Source organism: Sphingobacterium pedocola (genome assembly GCF_015209965.1).
Taxonomy (GTDB): domain Bacteria; phylum Bacteroidota; class Bacteroidia; order Sphingobacteriales; family Sphingobacteriaceae; genus Sphingobacterium; species Sphingobacterium pedocola.
In genome coordinates this window covers 256,900-275,097 of the sequence record NZ_MU158689.1, presented here as the reverse complement: position 1 = coordinate 275,097, position 18,198 = coordinate 256,900, and the positions used below count along the sequence as shown (strand labels likewise).

The window sequence follows — 18,198 nt, the reverse complement described above, 5'->3', positions numbered from 1 at the left end:
ACGGGCCATTTTTTCAAATTGAGCCAACGCCTATTTTTAATGCGTGAAACGCAGATTTCACTTAGGGATTTATGATCAATTTTTACAAATTTTGTTGTTCCTTTGATAATCAAAGGTTTACAAATACAGGCAAATGAATAAATATACTTACATCTTCTTTTACTGTATAGCATCCGCTTTCTTGTCGGCACCTGCTCTTGGACAGACGAATGTCGATTCGATCCTTCTTGAAATTCGATCGGCAGAAGCGGACAGTACAAAAGTAAAGCTCCTGAACGACGCAGGCTTGTATTACAAAACGCAAGACCTCGAAAAAGCAGCCGAATATCTCGACGAAGCCATTAATCTCGCCAAAAAGATCAACTGGAACTCGGGGCTAAGTCATGCCTATCTCACCCGAGGCGAAATCTTTAATGATACTGGTCAACATGAAGAGGCAACCGAAAACTACAATAAGGCGCTAAAAATCGCTACGAGGATCAATAACAAACGCTTAATCGCTCAGATACTAAATAATATCGGCACCATACACTCTCAAAAAACAGAGGAAGTGGAGGCCATGGAGTTTTATTCCCGCTCGTTGCAGATCGCCGAGGAGATAAATGACAAAGCGTTAATCGCATTAGGGTTTCTGAATCTAGGGATCATCTCGGGTAGACAAAATGATCTTGAAAAATCACATGCCTATAAACTGAAGGCGTTGAAAATCTACGAGGAAGAGAAAGACTGGGCAAAGGTAGCGCAAACGTTAAACGGCATAGGTTTAAATTACCAGCGTGAAGGCAATATTCCCGAAGCAGAGAAATACCTGTATAAAGCCTTACATCTTTATGAAAAGGAGAACAATAAAACGGGGGTTGCGATTTCGTATTCACAAATTGCGATTCTTTACGAACCGGATTATCAAAAAATCATTAACCTCCAGCTAAAATCCAAGAAAATATGGGATGAGATCAACCCGACACATTTCAACGCCATGGTAAATCTGGGAAATCTAGGTTATACATACCTCAATCTCTACCTATCAGATACGACCAGCAATTCCAGAGATACTAATCTTAAGTATGCAGAGAACTATATTAAAGAAGCTATTAAATTGGCAAAATCAACCAAAAATAAAGAATTTCAAAGCTATTTCACCGGTACACTTGCCGAAGTACAGGAACAACAGGGGGAGTTTAAAAACGCTTATTTCAATTTTAGAGAATTTCACGAATCTAATGACTCGATATATTCTCAGGAAGTAAAGAATAAAATCAGCAACATTCAAAGCGAAAGGGAAATTGCCTTACGTGATAAACAGATTACCTTGGGAAAGCTGCAGATGAAATCGCTTTGGTTATACGGCATCATCACGGGAATTACGTTGATTGCCGTTTTCATGTATTTTTTAAATCGATACAGGTTAAACCAGCTTAAGCTCAAGAATGACATTGCAAGAAAAGAGGCTGAAAAGGAACAAGAAACGCTACTGTTTCAAAATAAAATTACAGAAAGCGAATTAAAAGCTATTCGCTCACAAATGAATCCTCATTTCATTTTCAATGTATTAAACAACATCGAGTCGTATATTCTAGACAATGAACCCAAAATAGCGAGCAGGTTGATTCAAAAATTTGCGATGCTAAATCGGCTCATCCTAGAGAATTCCACGCAGAGCATGGTAAAGATTGCCCGTGAATGGAAAGCACTTCAATTATATACCGAATTGGAATCCATCCGCTTCAACAAGCTGTTTACTTATCACTTTGAAGCCGACGAAACAATCGATATGGAGAAAATAATGATCCCTCCCATGTTAGCCCAGCCTCTTGTCGAAAATGCGATCCACCATGGACTTCGCCATTCCAGCACCGCAGAAAAGCAGCTCCACGTAAAACTGTTACAAGACGAAATCTACATCAAACTAATTGTAATCGATAATGGTATTGGACTTCAACAAGCAAAAAAGCATACGAACCCGTCGGAATATAAAGAAAAATCGATCGGATTGGAATCAATCAAAGAACGATTGGAAATCCTAAACCGGAATTTTGACACGATAAAATCAAGTTTGGAAGTAAAAGAAAAAGAGACGACTGAAGGTGCAGGAACCATATCCCAAATATGGTTCCCGAAAATATATTCAGATTGAAGATTGATAAAGATACCCCTTCCTTATCACGCGACAATGTCCTTCCAGTTATCTGTTTTTAGGCTTCTTCCCACAGGAGCATTTTGACTTTTTTATTAAAAAATGAAACAAATAAAAGAGTCGAGCGTTTAAACTAGTGGATTGAATTGTAACAAATCTGAAACAAAAATAATGAACACAAGAATAATCAACACATAACTTACACGAATCTTTTAAAGATAGGTACACCTTTATCGTATCATCTATTTTTAGCTAAATACTTTTACATTATATGAATCACAAATTTATATCTACCTCCCTCCTACTGCTCGGATGTACTATGTCTTCTTCTCTGGGTGCATCTTCAGCTGAAAGAATCCATACAGGGACACACACATTGACGGTGAACAGTAGTTCGCCCACTGTAATTACAAAATTTGCTCTTCAGGATTCCTCTAAGATCAAAGGAATCGTTCGCGATTCGCTGGGCACTCCTTTACCGACCGTCGTAATCACCGAAAAAAACACCACCAATTCGGTTACGTCTAACGAGAACGGCGAATTTGCCCTAGAAGCCAGTCCGACGGCCACGTTGATATTTGTAAAATCTCCGTTCGCACCGAAAGAAGTGGCGATTAATAATCAAACCACACTACAGGTTACCTTAACGCAAACACCGGAAGTAACACCGGAACAGAAAGTTGCTACTGCTGCGGCTAAAGCAGATTCTACGGCTCAGGCTGCTCAACAGCGGGACAGTACCACAGTTGCGGGAACAGGCGGGCAGCGCGACAGCACCGCAGCCGGAACAACAACAAACGATATTACAGCGATAGCCACCGTGCGCCCTCCCGGCGATAGTACAGCAGTGAGTGCGCAGGGCAACATCAACGGAGTAATTACCGACGAGAATGGACCTCTAGTCGGCGCGACGGTATCAGTAAAAAATAGTACCGAACAGACGCAGACGGATGAACAGGGAAAATATAGCATCAACGCCGCTCCTTCGACGACGTTAGTATTCAGCTCGGTGGGATACAAGTCGATCGAAGAGGTGGTGGGCGACCGACAGACGATTGACATGATCCTCACCAACGACTCCAAAACGATTGCTTCGGTAGACGTAGTGGCAGTCGGTTACGGTACGATGCAACGCGCAACATTAGCCAGTGCGGTATCTAGTATCGGATCGGACCAGATCGAAAATGAGGTACTCCCCAGTATTACACAGGCCATTCAAGGAAAAGCTGGTGGTGTGCAGGTATCGCAAAAATCGGGTTCTCCAGGTGGAGGACTTAATATCCGGGTACGGGGTACAACGTCCATTAATGCGAGCTCAGATCCACTATATGTGGTAGACGGTATTCCAGTAAACAGTACTACGAATTTTACGGGTGGATCCAACTTCAACTTTGGAGGCGGCACACAGGGTATCAACATATTGGCGTCCATTAATCCGTCGGATGTGCAGTCGGTCGAAATTCTAAAAGATGCGGCTTCCTCATCGATCTATGGTGCGCGGGCTGCGAATGGTGTAGTATTAATCACGACCAAAAAGGGACAGGCTAACATCAATCAATTTAATTTCAATATGTACGAGGGTTTCTCCGAAGTACCGAAAAACCGCTACTACGAATTAATGAATACGGAGCAGTACCAGGATTATATGCGGGATTTCTATAGCTATACAGAGCCAGACGCAGATGGCAATAGGCCGATACCCGAACAGATATTGTCCAACTCCAATATCAATACAGATTGGCAAGATGCCATCTTCCGCACGGCGCCAACGCGCAGTTATGAATTGTCGGCTAGCGGTGGCAGCGAAAAAACACAGTACTACAGTTCGGTAGGCTACATGAAACAGGGCGGTGTACTGTTGAACTCAAACTTCAGTAGATTAAGCGGACGGATCAACCTAGATCATCAGCAGAATGAGAAATTACGTTTCAGCACATCGGTCAATCTGACCCGCGCGCTAAACGACAGGGTACAGGAGGAGAACTCGAAAGAGGGGCCTACAAAATTCGGTTACGTGAATCCACCTAATATCCCGGTATATAACGCGGATGGAAGCTATGGCTTTGACGCGGTGAGTACAACACGGGAAAATCCAGTAGCCATGCTAGAGCTGCCGATCAACAATGCGGAAACCTTCCGGGTGTTGGCGAATGTAAGTGCAGAATATAGCATTCTAGAATCCTTGAAATTAAAAACAGCATTTGGAACGGATATCAGCTTTATCGACGAGACATTCTTTATGCCTCCTTCTGGTTTGCGTTCCTTTGAGAGCCAAGGGGGTATCGGTGCTAGAAGAAATACGCGCGACCAATTGTGGATCAACGAGACCACCCTCGCGTTCGACAAAGTTATGGGCGACCATACCGTCAATGCACTTGCCGGTGTATCAGTACAGGAATCGCGTTTGGAATTTGTCGACGCACAACGCTCGAATTTCCCATCCAACGATATCGAACATATCTCCGCCGGAGGTATTATTTCCGGAGCCAATGCCTTTCCGGAAGAATGGGCTATTGCATCCGGCTTTGCACGGGTAAATTACAACTATCTGGGTAAATATATTGTCACGGCCAACCTACGGTCCGACGGATCCTCCCGCTTCGGTGCAGACAACCGTTGGGCAACATTCCCCTCCTTTGCGGCAGCATGGCGTGTATCGGAAGAGCCGTTCCTACAGGGTTCCAAGATCTTCAGCGATTTAAAGCTTCGTGCCAGCTGGGGGGTTACCGGTAATCAAAATATTGGTAATTACGCCAGTTATTCACTGTATTCTGGAGGCAACAACTATTTGGGCCAACCGGGTTTCATCCCTAATGTACTGGGCGACCGGAACTTGAAATGGGAAACCACACGGCAGCTGGATGTCGGTATTGACATGGGGCTATTCGAAAACCGTATCTCGTTACTAGCCGATTACTATGTTAAAAACACATCAGATCTACTATTAGGCGTGCCAGTATTGACTAATTCGGGATACACCAACCGGTTTACAAATTCGGGAGACATCGAAAACAAAGGATTTGAATTTGAATTGACCACGCGCAATTTCATCGGTGAGTTCAAATGGACAACATCCCTTAATATGACCTTCAATCGCAACACAGTAACTGCGCTACCGAACGGGGTAGACATGATCCGTGGAGGCGTCGGTGACCTCAATATTGCGAAAGTAGGTTTACCATTGGGTACCTTCTTTGGTTGGAAGATGATTGGCGTAAACCCCGAAACTGGTATTATCGATTTCTTGGGTAAAGACGGACAGCCGACAAACCCGGAACATGACAGAGACCGTACCTTCATTGGTGATCCCAACCCCGATTTCTTCGGAGGTATTACGAACACCTTTCAATATAAAAACATTGACCTGAGCATTATGGGGCAATTTACCTATGGTAACGACCTGTTTAATTACAACCTGTCTACCGGCTTAGGAGGGTCGAACATGAGTAGTAATGCGTTTGTGGATTTAGTAGACCGCTGGAGACAGCCGGGCGATATCACAGATGTACCACGGCCAACTCCTGGAAATCTGGATCATGCGGCTATTTCGGATCGCTTTGTCGAAGATGGATCATTCTTCCGCTTACGTAACATTACAGTGGGCTATACCCTACCGACATCGGTAACTGAAAAAATGCGTGTGCAACGCCTGCGTTGGTACTTTACCGTGCAGAACGCCTTTGTATTCACAAACTACCGTGGTTACGACCCGGAAGTGAGCTCGAGCCATGGCGGTGCCAACACGGGTTTAATCTATGGCTATGACTACGGAAGTTACCCGCAGCCACGGATATTTACGACGGGCATCAACCTTACTTTCTAACAACTTACTGGATTAACAATGAAAAAAACGACATATATACTACTGTTAGGCGCGGCACTTACATTTGGTTTTACATCCTGCGAAAAGTTTCTGGATCGGGAACCCATCAGTCAGATTACAAAAGATAATTATTTTAACTCAGAAACGAATGCAAGTGCTGCCGTTACCGGCATGTATCGCACGATGCTGAGTTCATTTGGATATGGTCAATCCATGATCATCGTCCCCGAGTTTTCGGCAAGGCATGTTTCTCATGCATCAGCTTATCCTGAATATGAGCAGTTCGCGTTACATACGGTACAGAATACGAATCCTTGGACGAATAATATCTGGCAAAGCGCGTACTCTACGATTAATGCAGCAAATAATATTATTGTAAATGTACCGGAAATGGAGGAAGGCTTGATCTCGGAAGCCTCCAGAAATAGATTCGTGGGGGAAGCCAAATTTATACGGGCCCTGGAGTATTTTTTTCTGGTGCGTGCCTTTGGCAATATACCGCTTGAGTTAACATCTACAGAAGAAGGCGATGACTTTGCCACGCCATTATCTACTACCGAAGAGACTTATGCGCAGATCGTCGAAGATCTGACCGAAGCCATGTCTTTGCTCGTGGCTGATGCGGAGACCGACGTAGCTGTTCAAAAAGGAAGAGCTTCTCACTTGGCGGCTAAATCTTTGCTCGCGAAGGTGTATTTATACCAGGCAGCTTTTACAGATGATTATAGCCAAGCGGCTGAGCTTGCGAAGGAGGTAATTGACGAACCGACACTGGCCTTAGTACAGGATTACGCGAGCATCTGGTCAGCCGAAAATACGGCAGAATCAATCTTTGAGCTACAATTTGAAGCACAGGCAACCAATCCGCTGGCAGCCTCTGCAAACGATAACGCCAGTATGCTATTCTATGTAAAAGGCACTGCTCCCTACGAACTCTTCGAGGAAGCGGACAAGCGTCGGGATGTAACGCTTAAACTGGGATCAGAGAATCGGTATTTCATGGGCAAATTCCCGAACTTTGCTCCGGCTACGCAAAATCTTCCTGTCATTCGTGTTGCCGAAATCTACCTGATCCATGCCGAAGCGCAGGCGCGGGTTGATAATGCCGTAAGTCCAGCTTCATACGCATCATTGGAAAAGGTACAAGAACGGGCAGGCGTGGTAAAGCCTATGGAAACCTATACCAGCCTGGCGATGTACATCCAATCGATACAGGAGGAAAAACAACGTGAGCTTCTATTTGAAGGTGAGACCTGGTTTGACTTTTGCCGCACCGGACTGGCGCTGGATAAATTTGAAACACTAGATAATGAAAATTATTTTATATATCCAATCCCAGAAAGTCAACGGGCGTTAAATCCGACGTGGGACCAGAACGAGGGATATAACTAGAAAGATAACAGCGAAATAACAGCGGGCTAATAAAAAGTTAACGTTGGTGGATTAGCTTTGATAATAGAAATCATCATTCAATATTAAAAGGTAATCTCCGCTCAAAAATGTGTTCCGTTTTCGTCTCTCCCCGAAATGAAAACCGGGAAAAAGAGAATAGCCCCATGAGACTCATGGGGCTATTTTATGCTATATTACCCAAGTCCTATAGAACAAAAAAAGTCTTGAAGCGAGCGCTTCAAGACCTTAACTAACCAATTATTAACCTAAATTATGAAGCTCAAAGATACACACCTCTGCAGTATTTTTCAAGCTAAACCGTTTTATTTAACAAAAATTAACATATAACCATAGATGCCGCGACTGCTCACGTGCTATATGTGAGCGGCTCAAATGCGCCCTTCTACGTAGGACGTCGTTACAAATAAAATGATGGCAATAAAAAATAAAAATAAGAACATAAAAAGTGACGACTTCTTCAAGAAATCAAATTTGCTTACTGTTGTTACGCGTTTCATAGCTATTATATTAATTCGGTGAGACAACGCAATAATTGATCCAAAACATGTCTTATACTTTTGCTTAACAACTGATAAGCTATTTGCTTATATTTTTAACAATATTTATTTTATTTAACGTTCATTTTGTTCCATACCCGTTGCGTTGATCACGGAGTGTGGGATGGGGAATATATACCGTGGATCATTTGGCGGCAGCGTGTAGTTAGTTCCGAGCACTGTACGCTGTAACGTAACCGCAAAGCGCGGGTCGTGCTGAACACGTTTGAGGTCAAACCATCTTCGGTTCCGCCCCACCAATTGCTTGCGTCTTTCTAATAGGACACGCTTTATGATCGTTGTCTCATCCGACGATGCAAACGGGACATAGGTACCGGTTTCAAAACGGGTCGCCAACATGTCGTTGAGGTATGCACAAGCCTGCGTATACTCTCCTGTACGGGCGTATGTCTCGGCCGCAATGAGGTACAGCTCGTCGGTGGCTAACCCCGTAAACCGATTCCAAGAACCGCTATAGGTATTGCTAAAGTTTTCAATCAGTGTACCATCTGAACCAGGCTGAACGGTAAAGTACAAGCTCTTGCGGAGGTCGTTATCGGCGTAACTGTCGTAAAATGCCTTGCCGATACGGTAGCTAAAGTTAAAACTGTATCCAAAATTGGGTACGGTTGCAAAGTACACGGTCTCTACATTTAACTCTGGAAAAACAGGCCAACCATCGGGATCGAGTTCATTATAATCCATTAAATCGGGCTGTATCGCTAGTGCTGCCAATGCATTCTCTAAGGCTAGCGCGTAATCGCTCCTATCGAGATGGATTCGTGCCAGCATGCCGTACGCGGCAGCTTGGGAGCCTCGCGTGGCTACGATAGCTTTCCGGGGCAACAACGGGATGGCCGTATGTAAGTCTGCTAAGATCTGTGTATAGGTTTCGGCTAAACTTGGGCGGACAGACCGCACAAAAACATCGGATGCAAGACGAATAGGTATCCCCAGATCGGTATCCGCAGTAGCCGGGTTATAATTTTTAGCATACAGGTTGACCACCTCAAAGTGCGCTATCGCGCGTTGAAACAGTGCTTCGCCTTCTATTGTATTTCGCATCGATGGGGTACCTGTATCGGTTTTGGGAAGCCCTTCCAAAATTACGTTAACGGTGTGGATCCTTGAAAAGGGCGTATTCCAATCGACCGCCTGATCCTGGGGCATGTAGATATTTTGGTTCCATATATACGTATTCCGTTCGAAGGGACTTCCTATATTTTGATATTGGGCATCATTATAATACATATCATCCGCTGCAAGCTCACCTAGGCTCCCCGTAAAGTTCATAAATTGCACGTTATCCAGCAAACCACGAAAATCTTCTACTGTGGTGGGGATAAGCTGTCCTTTGGGTTGGATATCTACGAATTTCTCGCATCCGCTCAGCATCAGGGTGATCAATAAGGCTGCGCTGTATTTCTTAATCATTAGTTTCATTACTCGTATGTTAGGTGTTAAAATCCGACCGTAATTCCCAAGGTATAGGTACGTGGCAAAGGCAAAAAGTTGCTATAACCCATGGGCACGAAGTCGGGGTCGATTCCATGCTTATTGGCCCGCCAAAGCAATCCCACATTGTCTACATAGGCGAAAACCTGCGCCGAGCGCAACGATAGCGACTCCATCCAGCTGCCTTGTAAATTATACGACAGGGTGATATCTTTTAACCGAATGTGCGAAGCACTTTCCACAAGAATATCGGCGTATCTATAGGCTTCGTCGCGGTAGGTACTGCTCAGATCGTAACCGGGATAAGCCGGCACATCGGTACGGGTTTCGTCGCCAGGCTGCTGCCAGCGCAAGGCATAATCGCTGTGTCCCGTGGATCGAAACATACCCGTACCCGCCAATCCGTAATAATTTATAGAAGAGCGTCGGAAGTAGTGCCCCAACTTATAGGTTAAGGTGGTCGTCAGACCAATACCCTTGTACGACAAGTTGTGTGTCCATCCACCGTAAAACCGTGGCTGGGCCGGTCCATGGTAAACCAACTTATCTGCCGGAAGGCTACCCAAAATAGCCGCATAATCACCTACAACACCGTTTTCGTCTAAGAGCTGGGGATTTCCGTTGGCATCTAAGCCTCCCCAAGCATAACTATACAACGCGTAAACAGGTCGTCCGACTAATGGAAAAACCTCTCTGTCGGCCAACATATACCCTTGATTTCCGGTCAGAAAACCGCCGCCTATCGTGACGCCAGACGAAAATCCACCTGTACCGACGGTCGCAATATCTTCCACGCGGTCGATTGCGTGACTAAACAATAATTTGGTATCCCAACGCAGTATTGACCCAACGCGAGCGTTGAGTTCAAAATCGAAGCCGCGGCCACGCATCGTCGCTACATTGGCCTGAATAGTACCAAACCCACTGGAAGGATCCAGAAAATAATCGCCAAACAGATCCTGTCCGCGTTTTGCAAACCATTCCAAACGTCCGGATAACCGATTGTTCCATAAGCCGAAGTCGACAGCAAGGTTTAATTGGCTTACTTTTTCCCACTGCAGCAGCGGATTTGCAGGCGACGTAATATTTGCCGTAGGAAGTCGGGTCATTAAATCGCGTCCGGCCCACGCGATGGGGAACGACGTCTGCGCGGCACTGACATTTCCGTTGAAACCATAGGTACTGCGAAAGCGCAGCTCGGAAAAAATACCGTCTGTCGGGAAAAAGGATTCACGGTTGATGTTCCAAGCTAGTCCAGATGACCATAACGGTACATTGCGGTCGGCCGGATTAACGCCAAAGAGACTGGACTTGTCGATACGCCCGCTCGCCGATACGACGTAACGGTCTAAGTAGGTGTACGACAAATTACTATAGAACGAGGCGTAACGGTTCCACTCTTGACTGATTCTATCTTGGATACCTCCGCCAAAGGAAAAGGGTAAGGCAAATGGCATCGTAAATTGTTCGTACGACGCCATTTTATCCATATCGGTGTACTGCAAGGTCCGGTCGTCATAACCGTAAAAGCTATTTAGCATATCGTCGTACAAAATATCGCGGATCTCCATCCCGGCGATACCCGACAGGCGATGCCGATCTTCTGCCCAGCTGCCGTTATAATTGAGCTGCCCCCGAAAGTTGTGCGAACTGCGCTGTCCTGCATTGCTGATCAACACATCCCCAACTGGAACCGGCCTACGCAAACCGTTATCCGCGTTTGGGTCCCTAACACTATATGTATTGATCAGATCGCGGGTGCTGTACATCCCGAGTGGACGCAGGTCGCGTCCCGTAATCACGTCGCGCTCGAATTGATAGCGTAGATCTGCACTAAAACCCAAGGGCAACTTATATTCAAGGCTTGCAGCGATACGGCTGTGCTGCTGTTTCGTATGGTTATCGCGTAAGTTGATTTCATCGGCTGGACGGTAGCTCCAATCTTGCATACCGTATTGCTGCTGCAACTGTTGATCGTATAGAAAAGGGACGTCGCGGGCAATGGAAACAGCATTGCCCTGTGCATCACGTAAGCGTTGGTACGGATAAAAGGCATATTGATTCGCATCGACAGACCCGAGGTTACTACCCGTCTCGCCCTGAAAACCATAGAGCCCCATGGCATTACGTTGCTGCCCGTTCCAAGCGTGGTTAAGTGATACGTTTAACTGCAGGTTTTTCATAATTTGGTAAGTATTGTCTCCACGCAAGGTAATACGATCCATACCATTGCCCCGCTCGGAAGATTGATCCCGATCGTACCCTGCAGAAAACATATAGCGTACACGTTCGCTTCCGCCACGCATATTGAATTGATGTTGCTGGTGGACGCGGCTCCGGTAGAAGGCATCAGCATACTCTTTCCGTACATCGACCCCCCGAAGATCGTTGATATACGCATCGGCCTGTTGTTGCGTGCTACCGCCTTGTTGCACATCCATGAGTTGCTGTACGACTTCCGACAGCGGCGGAAGTTCATCGAGAGGTGAACTCAAGTACTGATCGTAACGGCCATCTTGATACCAGACCCGCTCGAGATCAATGTAATCTGATGAAGACATATACGGCAGGTAGGTTAGATCGGGGCGGTCGCCGATGAGGGCCTGGGAACGCAACTCGATCGTTGGGCGCTCATTAAAGGCGCCTCGACGTGTGCTGACCACGATAACGCCGTTGGCCGCACGTACGCCCCAAATGGAAGCGGCCGCAGCATCGCGCAGTATTGTAATATTTTCAACGTCGTTGGGGTTAATGCTGTTGAGGCTCCCTTCGATCGGGAAACCGTCGACCACAACCAAGGGCTGGTCATCTCCGTAAATGGTGCTTCGCCCGCGAACGACTAAGCTGGGTTCGCCGCTTGCACTGTTGCGGTGAAATACTAAACCACCGGCAAGGCCTTCTAAGCGATCCAAGACATTCATGGTCGGCTTCCGGCTGAGTAATTCGTTGGACACCGTAGCAAAAGATCCTGTCGCGCGTTCACGTGGCAATTGCTGGTACCCCGTAGACACGACTACTTCTTGCAGGTCTGCGGCATCTCCCTTTAATTGAATCGTGCCCAAATCGTTCGCAGCACGCAGCTCGAGCGCGGTATAACCGATATAGCTGATTTCTAAAATAGCTCTGCTTGGCACATTGTTAAGTAGGAAGCGTCCGTTTTGGTCGGTCAGGGTGGCCTTATCCGATCCCCTTACCCGCACCGAAGCACCTACTAATGGCTCGCCTAACTCGTTCGTAACACGTCCTTGTATAGCGGACTGCTGCTCGGAAACAGAACCGGAAGGGGCGGCTTCAGGAGGTGATGTTGGCTTTGGTAATGGTATGGCGGATACGATCTTGCCATTTACGTGATAGCCAAAAGGCTGATTTTTGAACAACACGGGAAGCACCTCCAACATGTCTCGGCCCGATACGTGGATCGTCACGGCTTTAGCATGTCGAAGCAGCTCATCCTTCATTATAAAGGAATATCCGGACTGCCGTTGCACTTCTTTGACAACGGATTTGAAGGATGCCTGTTGCACCTGTACGGTGACTTTCTGCCCCAATGCATCCCCTTGTGCGCTAAAGGACAAAGCAAAAGTCAAAAAAAAGAAAAGCTTCATAACAAGCAATGTTTTTAGTGAAAACCTATGGCACGGGCTACATTGATTACCTAATCGTTGAAGCGCGATACCGTTTTCGATATTCATATTCATAACAAGCATTTTGTTATGCAATACAGACCCCTAGCCGTTAGTCGGCCCACAAAACCGCCTTTGTGTTTCAGGTTATTTTGTCTAAGTTTGTATTGCTAGGTTAAAGATTTGATTACGTACACAGTAACGTTTTGGTCTAGCGCTATCGCCAGAAATGCTTGCAACCATTTCTGGCATATTTGTGTGTGCCAAGACCGGATAAAATTCTCCTACTTTGTGACCATTACCCTCCTCCCTTCGATCTTGAATGTAACGTTATAGTTGAGCGCTAGGGCTTCTAGCACTTCGGATAATCGGGCTTCCCGGTTTAACGCCATATAAGCCTTTTCGGCGGGCTGGCTTTTAACGTCAAAAGTGACATCGTACCAACGCTCGAGTTGGGGAATGATGTCTTGGAGACTTGCTGCGTCGCGAATAATATAACCGTCTTTCCAGGCGGCGTAGTCTACGGCATCGTCGATGTGTTGAACCGATGTTTTCCCACCGGTAACCACGGCTTGTTGTCCAGGCGTCAAGTCCTGGGTCTGCTGCGACATGGTATTCTTCACGGATACCCGCCCTTGTATTAGGGTAGTTACCTCCAGCGATTTTCCGCCGTAGGTATTCACATTGAATTCGGTGCCCAACACACTAACTTCTTGTCCTTCAGAGCGCACGACAAATGGTTTTACCGGATCTGATTCTACCTCAAAGTAGGCTTCTCCGGTTAAATCGACTTCGCGCCTGCTGCCTGTAAATGAGGTTGGGTAGCGGAGCGATGACGCTGCATTGAGCCAAGCGACGGTACCATCGGGTAGGGTTATTTTATAGGATCCTCCATTTGGGGTGGCTAACGTCGCGTAAGAAGAGGGCTGTAGCGTGATGCCCGTTCCATCTGCATAGTTCGCGCGGTTATCTGCTACCTGGATACCTTCTTTATCTTCTTTGAGTGCAATGCGTGTGCCGTCGGCTAGGGTAATCGTAGCACGCTGTTCTCCAGGCAGCACATCGCCACCATATTTGCTCACTAACTCGACGACCTGCTTTTCAGTTTTCTTCAGGAAAAAAAATGTCCCTAAACCCAAAAGTGTAATAGCCAGCACAGCAGCGGCGACTGTCCGCGTATACGGAAACCGACGAATAGGTCGTGACGGATTAACCTGTTGTAGTAAGCGCGCACCTATCGCATCAGCTAATGCTTCGATTTCCGGCTGTTTTGCTTCGTCAATATGACGATCTAATTCCTGCTGAATCCGAAGCGTAAGTTCTGTTGAATCGACTTGCAACTGAAAATAAACCAACAAGGTATCCAACTCCTTCTCGGAGTAATCTCCGGAAAGGTATTTTTGAAACAAGACATGGATTTCTGACTGATTTTCCATCGTGCATTTATTAGCTATACACGTAAACGAAAGAATCCAAGTAGACAAATAGTATATTTTTTAAAAAAATACAAATCGACAGACCAAATGAAAAGAAACCGACAAAAAAACTATTTAACGCCCCGAAAGCAAGACAAAAAAACCAAAAGCGTAGGCTAGAAACCGGGAATCGTCTTTCGTTAACTTTTTAAGCAACAGATTTGCATTGCGTATATGGGTATTTACGGTAGTTTCGCTAATATGTAGCTGTGCCGCCACCTCTTTGTAGCTTTTTTCTTCTAGTTTACACATGGAATACACCGTACGTTGCTGTGGTGACAACTGGTTGAGTAGGGAATCGAGCAGGTGTTTGTTTTCTTCTAACACTAACAATTCCTCTACATGACTGTAATATTCACTCCATTGTGGCAACAGGTAGTCGCGAAATTTTTGTTCGTAGCCTGCGCGTCGAAAGATATTTTTTGCTTTATTGGCGGCAGTCTGGAAGAGGTAGGGCTTTATGGATCGTTCGGGATCGATACGTGCGCGGTTTTCCCAAAGCCCTAAGAACAAATCCTGAAGCACATCCTCGACCAATTCCGGCGATTTAAGCATCCGCAACAAGTTGCCGGTCAATTTGATTTTGTATTGACCGTAAAGCTGTTCGAAGGCCAACACATCACCCTCGCGAAGCTTACGCAATAATTTCTTTTCGTCGGTGGCCGAAGCGATTTCCATTGTCTTGTTTAGGCTGGTATAAAGCGAAGTAAAGAAAACTTTAGCACATAGACAAATTATGGCTAAAAAGTCGTACAAATCAACAAAGGCCGGGCGAATACGTAATTGCCCGGCCTCATTGCGAAATGTAAGGTGTTTATACCTTATAATATTGTTCCCATCCTTTTGCAGGAGGAGGACCTATTAAGAGTGCATCTGCAAATTTATCATTTGTAATCTCCTTTTTTATCGGGTCAAAAACAATTTTTGTATTGAGTTTTTGCGTGATTACACCGAGACAGAAAACCTGACTTAATGGGCCTGCTATATCAAATGGAGACCTCGTTTTTTCCTCCCCTTTGCAGGCCTTCAGGAAATTAGCAAAATGGTTAGAGGGTGAAGAAGGCACCGTAGGCAATTTAGCTGCCATATCTTGCGCTTTCCCTTCCGGAATAATCTTTAGGGTGCTTCCGTGCGATCCACCTTTGAATGTCAGATTTTTTGAATAGATAATCTTACCTGGATTCAATTTAGCTGGTTCTAATTTACCTGTGCTCGGAGGAGGAATGTTTGGATCAAGACCAGAAACGCCATACCCCTCTGGTATTGGTGGAAGGTTATCTAGTCCGTCATACCAGTTGATATCGACGGCACCCCTACTTTTCTTCTTCGGGAAATGAAATTTAAGCGTGGAAGACATCGGAAAAAAGAAGGAATTATGTCCTTCCAACATCACGGCATCCACCTCAGTCGGAAGTCCCAAATCCAAAAATTCATGTGCTGTATCTAAGAGATGTGCTCCCCAATCTCCTAATGCGCCCATTCCAAAGTCAAACCAACATCTCCATTGTCCGTTGACGAAATCTTTATTGTAGTCGTGTCCTAGGGTTTGCATTTGCCAAAGTTCCCAATCCAATGTTTGTGGAATAGGCTGTGCTTTGGGGAAGCTCTTCATTGCAGGATCCCATCCGTGCCACCTGCGTGGCATATTCATATGGGCATCAATACGATGCACGTCTTTTATAATCCCGGCATCCCGCCAGGCTTTGAATTGAAAGTAATTCGCTTCAGAATGTCCTTGATTTCCCATCTGAGTGACTACTTTAGGGAACTTTTTAGCTTTTTGCATCATCAACTCGACCTCCAAAAAGGTACGTGCCATGGGTTTCTCCACATACACGTGTTTGCCCATATCTATGGCCATCATCGTGGCTGCAAAGTGCGCAAAATCTGGGGTGCCTATGGAAACCGCATCGATCTGTGCATCCATCTCCTCCAACATTTTACGGAAATCCGTAAACCTACGGGCATCTGGAAACATTTTCAGAATTCCGGCTGTTTGAGGCGCATTTAAGTCTACGTCGCACAAAGCGACTATATTACACAAACCAGTCTTATACAACTCTTTAATGATTTCGGCGGCTCTATTTCCGATACCGATGCAGGCTAAGTTGACCCGTTCATTGGGCTTGGAAAGAACTACATTACCCAGCACACTATTCGATAGGAGTACTGCACCGCCGGCTATGGTAGATTTTTTGAGAAAACTTCTTCTTGAAAAATAGTGATCTGTCATATCAATTACTTTAATATTCGGTCTTATAAATTAATAGGATTTGATTTTTATATTCCGATAGGAAACCGCATCCCCATGATCCTGAAGTAGGATGTGTCCTTGTTTTGCTTCTCCGAAATTTTCCCAATCTTTATACTTACTCGTTGCGACGATGTCTTTGAATGATTGTGATCCTCTTTCATAGGTTAGCATTTTTATTCCATTGAGATAATGTGTTACCTTATTGTCCGGTGTCACTACTACGCGGCCACGATTCCATTCGCCTATCGTTCTACGTGCACGGCCGTCTTTATTGGATGTAATTAGATCGTATAATGAGGCTAATGTACGGTTACCATTCCTACCCATTTTTGCATCTGGGTGTAAGGCATCATCCAATACTTGAAACTCTAGACCTATGGCAGATCCATGCGTCTTTTCTTTAAGTGTAACAAAATATTTCACCCCACTATTTGCACCAGGCGTAAGCTTAAATTCAAACGAAAGATCGAAGGCTGCAAACTGTTCTTCACTAACGATATCTCCACCATTGGTAGATTCACCCCCATCGGATTTCAATACGTTGACTTGGCCGTTCTTTACTTCCCAACCTTTATCGGGTAACTGGCCTGTACGTGCGCTTTTCCAACCCGTTAAATTCTGCCCGTTAAACAACAGTTTATATCCGGCCTTTTCTTCAGCAGCAGAAAGATGGTTAGGTGCCAAGTTTACGATATGCACATCTGTCGAAAAATCTTTCGCTTTTAGATTCGAGGTTTGAATTTTGATATTCTTGAAATACACTTTCTTTCCATCCAATTCATTTGGAATGCTATGCACCTGTAGGCCTATAAACCCAGTTGGATCTAATGTATCGATTACATAGGCGGTAGGTACGCCATTAATCCAGGTCTTGAGTTCATTACCTATGGCTTCTATCCGTACGTGATTATACTCTTCTAGTTTATAAGCTTCTTTGGCCTTCTCATTCAAATCCAATGGATACAGCCATAGTCTGCGGGCTTCATCATAGATACCTCCCGACCAGGCCCGTGCAGTAGGATCAATTTCCACCTGTCTGCCATAAACTCTACCTTTACCCTTATTGCCCGATGGATCAAAATGGCTGCGGGTTTGGATGCCTGAATTGGTGCTATTGCCTTCCAACTTTATATCCAACTCGAGGATAAAATCTCCATACTCTTGCTCTGTAACGAGGAATGAATTAGGTGTCCCTTTCGTCATTGTGCCTACAATTGCTCCGTCTACAACTTCATAAGGAGCATCTCCGCCTAACTTCTTCCACCCTTTTAAACTCTTACCGTCAAATAGACTTTTCCAGTTTTCTTTCTGATCTTCATTGGCTTTTATTGTACTGCAAGACCAGTAGGTAAGGCAGGCTGCAGACAATAGCGCCACAGCAGCAATTCTAGTAAACAAGTTTTTTTTCATTTTTGTAATATTCGTTTTCAATTAGATCTATAGGTTTAAATTTCCTCCAGTACCTTAAGCCTGGTGAAAATCCTA

At 45.3% G+C, this 18,198-nt stretch carries 9 protein-coding genes; 3 read left to right on the top strand and 6 right to left on the bottom strand.

Going from position 1 to position 18,198, the window contains the following annotated elements; translation table 11 throughout:
• Window positions 1-133 precede the first annotated feature (133 nt).
• From C4F40_RS01080 to C4F40_RS01070, 3 genes are all read left to right on the top strand, one after another.
• Complete coding sequence (locus C4F40_RS01080) at window positions 134-2,134, top strand: tetratricopeptide repeat-containing sensor histidine kinase (RefSeq protein ID WP_196937526.1); 2,001 nt, start codon at window positions 134-136, stop codon at window positions 2,132-2,134.
• Window positions 2,135-2,405: 271 nt separating this feature from the next.
• Window positions 2,406-5,957, top strand: coding sequence for a SusC/RagA family TonB-linked outer membrane protein (locus tag C4F40_RS01075; protein WP_231389878.1), 3,552 nt, complete (start codon window positions 2,406-2,408; stop codon window positions 5,955-5,957).
• A gap of 18 nt (window positions 5,958-5,975) precedes the next feature.
• Window positions 5,976-7,349, top strand: coding sequence for a RagB/SusD family nutrient uptake outer membrane protein (locus C4F40_RS01070; RefSeq protein WP_196937525.1), 1,374 nt, complete (start codon window positions 5,976-5,978; stop codon window positions 7,347-7,349).
• Between the two features lie 632 nt (window positions 7,350-7,981).
• Here the strand turns inward: C4F40_RS01070 and C4F40_RS01065 are convergent.
• The 6 genes from C4F40_RS01065 to C4F40_RS01040 form a co-directional block, all read right to left on the bottom strand.
• Window positions 7,982-9,349 (bottom strand): RagB/SusD family nutrient uptake outer membrane protein, encoded by a 1,368-nt coding sequence (locus C4F40_RS01065; RefSeq protein ID WP_196937524.1) that lies wholly within the window; start codon window positions 9,347-9,349, stop codon window positions 7,982-7,984.
• A 17-nt stretch (window positions 9,350-9,366) separates the two neighbouring features.
• Complete coding sequence (locus C4F40_RS01060) at window positions 9,367-12,966, bottom strand: SusC/RagA family TonB-linked outer membrane protein (protein ID WP_196937523.1); 3,600 nt, start codon at window positions 12,964-12,966, stop codon at window positions 9,367-9,369.
• 302 nt (window positions 12,967-13,268) lie between these two features.
• Entirely contained in the window at window positions 13,269-14,420 is a 1,152-nt protein-coding gene (locus C4F40_RS01055; protein WP_196937522.1) for a FecR family protein, read from the bottom strand.
• Window positions 14,421-14,534: 114 nt separating this feature from the next.
• A complete protein-coding gene (locus tag C4F40_RS01050; protein ID WP_196937521.1) occupies window positions 14,535-15,137 on the bottom strand; it encodes an RNA polymerase sigma factor in 603 nt (200 codons plus the stop codon).
• A 136-nt stretch (window positions 15,138-15,273) separates the two neighbouring features.
• Window positions 15,274-16,692 carry a Gfo/Idh/MocA family oxidoreductase gene (locus tag C4F40_RS01045; protein ID WP_196937520.1) on the bottom strand — a complete coding sequence of 473 codons (1,419 nt, stop codon included), beginning with the start codon at window positions 16,690-16,692 and terminating at the stop codon, window positions 15,274-15,276.
• Window positions 16,693-16,722: 30 nt separating this feature from the next.
• Window positions 16,723-18,123 carry a 3-keto-disaccharide hydrolase gene (locus tag C4F40_RS01040; RefSeq protein ID WP_196937519.1) on the bottom strand — a complete coding sequence of 467 codons (1,401 nt, stop codon included), beginning with the start codon at window positions 18,121-18,123 and terminating at the stop codon, window positions 16,723-16,725.
• Between the last annotated feature and the right edge of the window lie 75 nt (window positions 18,124-18,198).